At 54.6% G+C, this 2,127-nt stretch carries 2 protein-coding genes and 1 pseudogene; all 3 read left to right on the top strand.

Features of this window, described 5'->3' with window-relative positions; genetic code table 11:
• Positions 1 to 386, top strand: a pseudogene (gene fusA / locus ACQKEN_RS25330) (elongation factor G); the annotation flags it as partial.
• Positions 387 to 417: 31 nt separating this feature from the next.
• Entirely contained in the window at positions 418 to 1,611 is a 1,194-nt protein-coding gene (gene tuf, locus ACQKEN_RS25325) for an elongation factor Tu (protein ID WP_133775997.1), read from the top strand.
• A gap of 139 nt (positions 1,612 to 1,750) precedes the next feature.
• Positions 1,751 to 2,062, top strand: a complete 312-nt coding sequence (gene rpsJ / locus ACQKEN_RS25320; protein WP_003186070.1) for a 30S ribosomal protein S10 — start codon at positions 1,751 to 1,753, stop codon at positions 2,060 to 2,062.
• Positions 2,063 to 2,127 lie beyond the last annotated feature (65 nt).

Below are 2,127 nucleotides of genomic sequence, written 5' to 3'. Positions count from 1 at the left end.
GCAGCCGGGCTTCAGGCGTTTACCACGACGTCGACTCGAACGAGATGGCGTTTAAGGTGGCTGCTTCCATGGCGACCAAGCAACTGGCCCAGAAGGGCGGCGGTGAGTTGCTTGAGCCGATCATGGCTGTAGAGGTTGTTACGCCTGAAGACTATATGGGTGACGTGATGGGCGACCTTAACCGTCGTCGCGGCATGATCCTGGGTATGGAAGATACGGTCTCCGGCAAGGTAATTCGTGCCGAGGTCCCGTTGGGTGAGATGTTCGGTTATGCGACCGACGTTCGCTCCATGTCCCAAGGTCGCGCAAGCTACTCTATGGAATTCAAAAAATACAATACAGCTCCGTCGCACATCGTCGAAACTGTAACCAAAAAACAAGGCTGATTCAGCGCCTTTAGGCTAGGAGTTATTTGTCGTGGCTAAAGAAAAATTTGATCGTTCCCTTCCGCACGTCAACGTTGGCACCATCGGTCACGTTGACCATGGTAAAACCACGCTGACCGCTGCTCTGACTCGCGTCTGTTCCGAAGTTTTCGGTTCGGCTCGTGTTGACTTCGACAAGATCGACAGCGCACCAGAAGAGAAAGCTCGCGGTATCACCATCAACACCGCTCACGTTGAGTACAACTCGGCCGTGCGCCACTACGCACACGTTGACTGCCCAGGTCACGCTGACTACGTGAAGAACATGATCACTGGTGCTGCCCAGATGGACGGCGCTATTCTGGTTTGTTCGGCTGCTGATGGTCCGATGCCACAAACTCGTGAGCACATCCTGCTGTCCCGTCAGGTTGGCGTTCCGTACATCGTGGTCTTCCTGAACAAGGCTGACCTGGTAGACGACGCTGAGCTGCTGGAACTGGTTGAGATGGAAGTGCGCGATCTGCTGAGCACTTACGACTTCCCGGGCGACGACACTCCAATCATCATCGGCTCTGCCCGTATGGCGTTGGAAGGTAAAGACGACAACGAGATGGGCACCACTGCCGTCAAGAAGTTGGTTGAAACTCTGGACAGCTACATTCCTCAGCCAGAGCGTGCTGTCGACAAGCCGTTCCTGATGCCAATCGAAGACGTATTCTCGATCTCCGGTCGCGGTACTGTTGTGACTGGTCGTGTAGAGCGCGGTATCGTCAAGGTTCAAGATCCACTGGAAATCGTTGGTCTGCGTGACACCACCGTCACCACCTGCACCGGTGTTGAAATGTTCCGTAAGCTGCTCGACGAAGGTCGTGCTGGCGAGAACTGCGGCGTTCTGTTGCGCGGCACCAAGCGTGACGACGTTGAGCGTGGTCAGGTTCTGGTCAAGCCAGGTACTGTCAAGCCGCACACTCAGTTCGAAGCTGAAATCTACGTTCTGAGCAAAGAAGAAGGCGGCCGTCACACTCCGTTCTTCAAAGGCTACCGTCCACAGTTCTACTTCCGTACTACCGACGTAACTGGTAGCTGCGAACTGCCGGAAGGCGTTGAGATGGTTATGCCAGGTGATAACGTGAAAGTTTCCGTTACCCTGATCAAGCCAATCGCAATGGAAGACGGTCTGCGTTTCGCTATCCGTGAAGGCGGTCGTACCGTCGGCGCTGGCGTCGTAGCCAAAATCATCGCGTAAGCGATGATCTTCAAAAAGAGCCCCCGCTTGCGGGGGCTTTTTTATTGGGTTGACACCCCGTTAGCTCGTCTATAGAATTGCGCCTCCTTTAAACGGGCGTATTGCGCTCGGTGGGAAGTAGCCTGGAGTCTGAAATCCAATGCAAAATCAGCAAATCCGTATCAGGTTGAAGGCTTTTGACCATCGCCTGATCGACCAATCCACCCAGGAAATCGTGGAAACCGCGAAACGTACTGGTGCTCAAGTGCGTGGTCCGATTCCACTCCCTACCCGTAAAGAGCGGTTCACCGTTCTGGTTTCTCCGCACGTCAACAAAGACGCGCGCGACCAGTACGAGATCCGCACTCATAAGCGTGTTCTGGACATCGTCCAGCCAACGGATAAAACCGTTGACGCGCTGATGAAGCTTGATCTTGCGGCAGGTGTGGAAGTACAGATCAGCCTCGGCTAAGACTCGGGTCTTAGTCGTGTAACGCTCTGAAATGGGCGGCCATAGCGGGTGAAAGCCCCGTACAC

The sequence above is a fragment of the Pseudomonas sp. NPDC078416 genome (genome assembly GCF_050268485.1).
Lineage (GTDB): Bacteria > Pseudomonadota > Gammaproteobacteria > Pseudomonadales > Pseudomonadaceae > Aquipseudomonas.
Note: the sequence above shows the minus strand (reverse complement) of the source record. Positions and strands in the feature narration are given on the sequence as shown.

Excerpts from the sequence above, each read along its gene's own strand:
- rpsJ (WP_003186070.1), top strand. The coding sequence starts at position 1,751 with ATGCAAAATCAGCAAATCCGTATCAGGTTGAAGGCTTTTGACCATCGC.